5 protein-coding genes and 1 riboswitch are annotated in these 7,351 nt (G+C 61.8%); of the genes, 3 read left to right on the top strand and 2 right to left on the bottom strand.

Going from position 1 to position 7,351, the window contains the following annotated elements; genetic code table 11:
• The 3 genes from CRD60_RS07675 to CRD60_RS07665 all read left to right on the top strand — a co-directional run.
• A partial coding sequence (locus CRD60_RS07675; protein ID WP_145961906.1) for an InlB B-repeat-containing protein occupies positions 1-896 on the top strand: 896 nt, incomplete at its 5' end.
• A 245-nt stretch (positions 897-1,141) separates the two neighbouring features.
• Positions 1,142-1,319, top strand: a riboswitch (Lysine riboswitch).
• Between the two features lie 112 nt (positions 1,320-1,431).
• Entirely contained in the window at positions 1,432-2,961 is a 1,530-nt protein-coding gene (locus tag CRD60_RS07670; RefSeq protein WP_113860690.1) for an amino acid permease, read from the top strand.
• A gap of 402 nt (positions 2,962-3,363) precedes the next feature.
• Complete coding sequence (locus CRD60_RS07665) at positions 3,364-4,923, top strand: amino acid permease (RefSeq protein ID WP_113860689.1); 1,560 nt, start codon at positions 3,364-3,366, stop codon at positions 4,921-4,923.
• A 174-nt stretch (positions 4,924-5,097) separates the two neighbouring features.
• Here the strand turns inward: CRD60_RS07665 and CRD60_RS07660 are convergent, their stop codons facing one another.
• Both CRD60_RS07660 and CRD60_RS07655 read right to left on the bottom strand, forming a co-directional pair.
• On the bottom strand, positions 5,098-6,927 hold the full coding sequence (locus CRD60_RS07660; RefSeq protein WP_113860688.1) for an ABC1 kinase family protein: 1,830 nt from the start codon (positions 6,925-6,927) through the stop codon (positions 5,098-5,100).
• A 136-nt stretch (positions 6,928-7,063) separates the two neighbouring features.
• Positions 7,064-7,330 (bottom strand): phasin family protein, encoded by a 267-nt coding sequence (locus CRD60_RS07655; RefSeq protein WP_113860687.1) that lies wholly within the window; start codon positions 7,328-7,330, stop codon positions 7,064-7,066.
• Positions 7,331-7,351: the final 21 nt, after the last annotated feature.

Here is a 7,351-nt window from a genome sequence, read left to right as displayed (position 1 = left end):
CCAGCCACATCGGACCCGACGAGATCGACGACACCAGCCACACCATGACCCTATACGCCCGATACACCCACCGCGTCACCATCAGCTACGACCTGGGAGACGCCACCGGACAGGTACCCCCCATCACCAGCCAGACCATCAACAAGGACACCACCCTGACCACAGGCGGCCTGCCCACACCAGGCGCCTGGACCGGGCACACGTTCAAAGGCTGGCACACCGACACCAACCTCACCCAACCCTGGAGGACAGGACCCGTGGGCGCCAACATGACCCTGCACGCCAAATGGGTCGTCCAACACACCCTGACCGCCCACGCCAACTACCCAGGAGCCAACCCAGCCACCTGGACCCTGCACGTCGACGACGGCGACGACGCCTGGGGCGCCCTATACCGGGAGATAACCATACCAAGCAGGACCGGATGGACCTTCGACGACTGGTACACCGACCCAGCGGCCACCACCCACTACACCGGACAGGCCATCACCGCCGACACCGACATGTACATGGGATGGAAACGAGCCACCTGGCCCGTGGAACTAGACCCCAACGGCGGCACCTGGCCCGACGGCACCACTGGGAGCAAAAACCAGACCGTCACCGAAGGCGACCTGGTCGCCATGCCCGACCCACCAACCAAACCCGGATGGATCCTGACCGGATGGACCGACACCTTCACCGGAGCCGACTTCGACCCCGCCACCACACCCATCACCAGGTGGACCTTCCTCAAAGCCAAATGGGCACCAGCCATCACCCAACTCCCCCTCACCGGAGGACCACTGGGAGCCTGGACCCTACCCACCCTCGGCATCCTGACATCCATGACACTACTAACCGGCATAAGACTCACACACCGCCGAAAACAAACAGGACACAACCTCAGACACTAACCACAACCAACAGACGATGCGGATGCCCCGCCCCAAAACAGGCGGGGCATCCGCATATCACACTGACCTGCACCCAACCGCCGAGCCACCCCACATCAGCGGCTGTCAGCCTGGGGACAAAAGCATGCAAGCGCAAAACGGAGCTACCACCAAGGCCGTATGGATGGATGGTGCGGAGGAGTGAGGAACCGATTGGGCACAGCGGCTGCTTGTCAGCGAAATGGGCTATTCTTGTGGGCATTGTAAGTCACAGAAGAGGTTGCTGGAGCTATCAGTAGCTGGGCGGAGATGCGGCGGCATCGGTGAAGGCCAGTCAAAGGAGCTTTGGCCGAAATGACCAGGTCCTGCCGGGGTTGGTTGTTGGGTCCGGATTCAACAAATCCGGAACTGTCGCAGGGGTTCCTGCGGAGCGCTATGGACGGTTGTTACACATGGGTCTCTTCGCAGACGGGTACCGGCACTCATGCTCGGAACCGCAGGGCGGAGGGGCTTTTATCGTTTGTAGCCTTCCTTGATAGTTGGGAGGACAGGCAGCATGAAGGCAAAGATCGGCAGGGGGGCGGTGAGCGCCAAGGCCGCGAACCAGGCCAAGGCTGCGGAAAGCGGCCTGGCCAAGGGCGTCCAGCGCAATCTCAAGACCCGGCACATCTCCATGATCGCCCTGGGCGGCTGCATCGGCACCGGCCTCTTCATGACCTCCGGCTCCACCATCGCCAAGGCCGGCCCCGGGGGCGGTCTCGTGGCCTACGCGGCCATGGGTCTCATGGTCTACTTCCTGATGACCTCCCTGGGCGAGTTGGCCACCAACATGCCGGTCTCCGGCTCCTTCGCCACCTATAACGCCAAGTATGTGGATCCGGCCCTGGGCTTCGCCATGGGTTGGAACTACTGGTTCAACTGGGCCATCACGGTGGCGGTCGACATCTCCACGGCCGCCCTGCTCATCCAGTACTGGCTGCCGGACACTCCCGGCTGGATCTGGAGCCTGCTGGTCCTGGTGGTCATCTTCCTCATCAACGCCCTGACCGTCTCGGCCTTTGGTGAGACCGAGTTCTGGCTGTCGCTGATCAAGGTGGCAACGGTCATCATCTTCCTGGTCATCGGCTTCGCCATGATCTTTGGCATCATGTTCCACCCGGCGGTCGGCTTCAAGAATTTCACCTACAAGAACGCGCCCTTTGTGGGCGGCTTTCCGGCCATCCTCAGCGTCTTCCTGATTGCGGGCTTCTCCTTCCAGGGCACGGAGCTGATTGGCGTGACGGCCGGGGAGTCCAAGGATCCGGCCCACGCGGTACCCAAGGCCATCAACGACGTATTCTGGCGGATCCTGCTCTTCTACATCCTGTCCATCTTCGTGATCGCGGCGTTGATTCCCTACACCTCCCCCAATCTCCTGTCGGCGGCCGACGGCAACATCGCCGTCTCCCCCTTCACCCTGGTCTTCAAGCGGGCCGGCCTGGCCTTCGCCGCGAGCCTGATGAACGCCATCGTGCTCACCTCGGTACTCTCAGCGGCCAACTCGGGCGCCTACGCCTCCACCCGTATGCTCTACGCCCTGGCCAAGGACCACTACGCCCCCAAGGTCTTCGCCAAGACCACCAGGCATGGCATACCGCTCGCGGCCCTGGTGGCCACAACGGTGATTTCCCTGGCCACTTTCGCCTCCTCCATCTTTGGACAGCAGATCTACATGTGGCTGGTGGCGGCCTCGGGACTGACGGGCTTCATCGCCTGGATCGGCATTGCCCTGAGCCACTACCGCTTCCGCCGGGCCTTCATATTGCAGGGGCATAATGTCAGCGAGCTCAAATACCATGCCAAGCTCTTCCCCCTGGGGCCGATCCTGGCGCTCCTGCTGTGCCTGGTGGTCATCGGCGGGCAGAACATCGAGGCCTTCGTGACTTGGAACTGGCAGGAAATCGGCGTGACCTACATGTCCGTGCCCCTGGTGCTGATCCTGTTCTTTGGCTACAAGATCAAGCATCATACCCATCTGATCCCCCTCAAGGACATTGACGTATCACCATCGGCCAGCCATGAGGGGGAACTAGCGGACATTCGTTAGTTCGGCGAAAGCACACGGTTGAGAGGGTTGGATGACTGCCAACCGCCGTTGGGCCACCGCAGATCCGTGTACGGGAAGCCAACGGCCGGACGTGGGGCACCGGACAAGCCAGCAGACAAGTCATCGGTCAGGATACTGGTCAGCACCCCGGTTGTCAGCCGACAGCCGCCGGATACTGAACGTTTGGAATGCCCGGTCAGCGAGATGGCATAAACTGCTCAACGGTGCCCATACCGGTAAGGCAGGGTGCCGATTCCGTTCAGCGGAAATGGCCAGCCCCCGGGGTCGGCCCGGGCAGGCAGCATGTTCAGCACCACCGCCCAAAAAAGATGTGCCGAGACCCGAAAGCGTTTCGGCAGTAGTTGAAGATTGAACTCAGAGATTCCCGAAAGGAGGGAGCATATGACGAGCGCAGACGCGAAGGCAGGGTCACAGACCAGCCCGATCTCAGCCGGAACCACCAAGGGTGGCCAGGGCCACGATGGCAAGAACCAGGGTGGCAAGGGCCACGGCAACGTACAACGAAACCTCAAGACTCGTCATATCTCCATGATCGCCCTGGGCGGCTGCATCGGCACCGGCCTGTTCATGACCTCCGGCTCCACCATCGCCCAGGCCGGCCCCGGCGGCGGACTCGTGGCCTACGCAGCCATGGGAGTCATGATTTACTTCCTCATGACCTCCCTGGGCGAACTGGCCACCAACATGCCGGTCTCCGGCTCCTTCGCGGTCTACAGTTCCAAATACATCGACCCTGCCCTGGGCTTCGCCATGGGTTGGGATTACTGGCTCAACTGGACCATCGCCGGCGCAGTCGACATTTCCACAGCCGCCCTGCTCATCCAGTACTGGCTGCCGGACAGCCCTGGCTGGGTCTGGAGCCTGCTGGTCCTGCTGATTGTCTTTCTCATCAACGCCCTGGTGGTCTCAGCCTTTGGGGAGACGGAATTCTGGCTGGCCCTGATCAAGGTGGCCACCATCGTCATCTTCCTGGTGGTCGGCTTCGCCATGATTTGCGGCATCATGTTCCACCCGGCGGTGGGCCTGCAGAACTTCACCTACAAGGATGCGCCCTTTGTGGGAGGCCTTCCCGCCATCATGAGCGTCTTCCTGATTGCCGGCTACTCCTTCCAGGGCACCGAAGTGGTGGGCGTCACCGCCGGAGAGTCCGAGGACCCGGGCAAGGCCGTACCCAAGGCCATCAACGAGGTCTTCTGGCGCATCCTGCTCTTCTACATCCTCTCCATCTTCGTGATCGCAGCCCTAATTCCCTACACCAGTCCCAATCTGCTGGGAGCCTCTGACGGCAACATCGCCATGTCGCCCTTCACCATCGTCTTCCAGCGGGCCGGACTGGCCTCGGCGGCCTCCATTATGAACGCTGTGGTGCTGACCTCCATCCTATCCGCCGTCAACACCGGCGCCTACGCCTCCTCCCGTATGCTCTACGGCCTGGCCAAGGACCACCACGCCCCCAAGATCTTCGCCACCACCACCAAGAACGGCGTGCCCATGGCCGGCCTGATCGCCACCCTGTGCATGGAGCTGGCCACCTTCGCCACGTCGATCTTCGGCCAGAAGTTCTACATGTGGCTGGTTACCGCCACCGGGCTGACCGGCTTCATCGCCTGGATCGGCATAGCCCTGAGCCACTACCGCTTCCGCCGGGCCTTCAAGCTCCAAGGCCACGACCTGTCCGAGCTGAAGTACAGGGCCAGGTTCTTCCCCCTCGGTCCGATTCTGGCCCTGGTCTTATGCATCATCGTGATTGCCGGGCAGGATATCCCCGCCTTCGCCAGCTGGAACTGGGGCGAGATTGGCATGACCTACTTCAGCGTGATCCTGGTCCTGGCCCTCTACCTGGGCTACAAGATCAAGCACCACACCAAGATCATCAAGCTCAAGGACATCGACGTCTCCTCGGTCAGCCCCGTTCCGGCGACCGATGCCAAGAAAGATTAGGCAACAGCGTGCTGACACCATAGCCGCTACAGACTGTGGGCCTCTGACAGTAATGAGTCAAAGGCCCACAGTTTTTGGTGCCGACTGCCACTATTGAGTTGCAAGCACCGGCCAAGCTCTAAGACATAGCAGAGGGCTTACGGACTCATTCCAAAAGTTGTGGGCTCTCAGGCCCTACTTCTTGGCCTTACGGGCTTTGCGGCCCTTGAAATAGATGTCGAAGACGATCCAGGCCGAGAGGATGAAGGCGATGACATAGCCCAGGAAGCCGACCAGGGGGATGCCGAAGATGATGGGCTTCATGCCCGCATAGTAGACGATGGACGAGCCGATGAAGAGACCGACCACGATCAGGGCCATGGTCAGGCGGTTGATCATGTCGGACAGCTGACTTAAGGGCTCCTCGGAACCGACCAGCTCGGTATTGACCCGCAGCTGCCCACGGGTGAGCATACGGGCGGCCACCTGGGCTTCGGCCAGCGTGCCGAAAAGACCGTGGAGGGCCTGGTGACCCTCGAGACCCAGGGATTTGAGCTCGTCGGAGGCCAGCTCGTCAACCGACTTGCTGCGGGAGATATGGTCGGAGATGATCTGGATCATGTTGACATCGGGAATGAACTCGTCCAACATGCCCTCCAGGGTCACCAGGGCGCGGCCCATGGTGGTGATTGAGCTGGGCACCTCGATGCCGTGGCGCTGGGCCAGCTGGGTCAGGGCACCGAAGAACTCAGCCACATCCAGCTCGGCCAGGTCCACCGTGCCGTACTCCTTGACGATGCTGTCCAGGTCGGCCAGCAGTGAGGGGTAATCCTCGGCATCGGCGGGGCTGCCGGAGAAGCGCATGAGGCCCTCGGCCAGGGCCGGCGAATCCTGCTTGCCGACCGCGAAGATCATCTGCCGCATGACCGAGCGGGTCTTCTGGTTGAGCCGCCCTGTCATACCCAAATCAATGAGGACTATCGTGCCCCCGGAGATGATGATGTTGCCGGGGTGGGGATCGGCGTGGAAGAAGCCGGTGTCCAGAATCTGGGCCGCATAATTGTCGACCAGCTTGGTGCCGATCTCCTTGAGGTCGTAGCCGGCGGCCTCCAACTCCTCGGGGTGGGAGACGGAAATGCCCTCAACATAGTCCATGACCACCAGGTGGCTGGTGCACAGGTCCATGTAGGGCTTGGGGCAGTCCATGTATACGAGGGGCTGGCAGTTGCGCTTGAATTCGCTGAGGTTGCGGGCCTCGTGCAGGAAGTCTGTCTCGGATTCAAAGGTGTCCCAGATCTCCTCGACCACCCCGCCCAGGTCCACCACCTGCGCCGATGAGGGCATGAGCTTGGTGGCCGCCTTGGCTATGGACCGCATGAGGGAGACATCCTGGGCCATGGTCTCGCGCACACCGGGCCTCTGGACCTTGACGGCCACATCCTCGCCGGTGAGCAGTCGGGCCCGATGAACCTGGGCCAGGGAGGCGGAACCGAGGGGTGTGGGGTCGATGTGCTCGAAGATCTGTGACACTGGCCGGCCGTATTCACGCGTCAGGGTGTCGATGACGGTCTGGTAGGACATGGGGTCGGCATCGGCCCGCAGCTTGGCCAGCTCGTCGCAGAAGGGTTGGGGCAGGATCTCGGAGCGCATGGACAACATCTGCCCGACCTTGACGAAGGTGGGCCCCAGGGCCTCCAGCATCAGCCGCAGCTTGACCGGAGTCAGGCCGTGGAGAACATCGAATTGCCGTGCGATATGGGCAATCTGGCCGAGTCGCTTGGCCTTGCCCCTACGGGTCAGGTGGTAGCGTTCCGCAAAGGATTGATGGCGGGACCCCAGGAGCCCTATGGTGTCGTCCTCAGTACCGCCATCATCGCCGGGTTTCCTGCCTGTGTTCCCAGGCCAGGTCGGACCAGTAGCAGTAGGGGCGGGGAGCGGTGAGCCGCCGTCGGCCGGATGGGTATCAGAAAATCGGGCACCCTGCCCTGGGACCTCGGTCCTTGTCAATGATTCGTCATCAGCCATACTCACACCCATACGAAACCGCCGGCAGGTCGACCACAGCCGACCAGCCGACAGTCAGCGACATCCATTTGTTGGGGCCATTTCAGCGCCCCTGCCAATCCATAGCGGCCTGGCGGACTGTGCCGTCGGCCCGGTCTCAGCCTTCCGCCTCAGCGGCGGCCTCGGCATCAGCCTTCTCCTTGGCCATATCCTGGGCGGCGACTTTGACCTTGGCCGTCTCCTTGGCCTCGGCGTTCCTATGCTTGAGCTCGGTGTTCAGGGCCTTGCCCTGCTCAACCGTCAGCTCACCCTTCTTGACCAGCTCATCAACAAGATCCTGGCTCTTCTCGACGGTCGTGGCCATGGCCCCGATCCCCGCCAGAAACACCTTGCGCAAGCCATCACCAATATTCAAATCAGCCATGATTCCTCCCGACTTCGTAGC

This window comes from Bifidobacterium aemilianum, assembly GCF_003315635.1.
In the GTDB taxonomy this organism is placed as follows: domain Bacteria; phylum Actinomycetota; class Actinomycetes; order Actinomycetales; family Bifidobacteriaceae; genus Bifidobacterium; species Bifidobacterium aemilianum.
Note: the sequence above shows the minus strand (reverse complement) of the source record. Positions and strands in the feature narration are given on the sequence as shown.

Coding starts and splice junctions, on each gene's coding strand:
- CRD60_RS07670 (WP_113860690.1), top strand. CDS start 1,432: ATGAAGGCAAAGATCGGCAGGGGGGCGGTGAGCGCCAAGGCCGCGAAC.
- CRD60_RS07665 (WP_113860689.1), top strand. CDS start 3,364: ATGACGAGCGCAGACGCGAAGGCAGGGTCACAGACCAGCCCGATCTCA.
- CRD60_RS07660 (WP_113860688.1), bottom strand. CDS start 6,927: ATGGCTGATGACGAATCATTGACAAGGACCGAGGTCCCAGGGCAGGGT.
- CRD60_RS07655 (WP_113860687.1), bottom strand. CDS start 7,330: ATGGCTGATTTGAATATTGGTGATGGCTTGCGCAAGGTGTTTCTGGCG.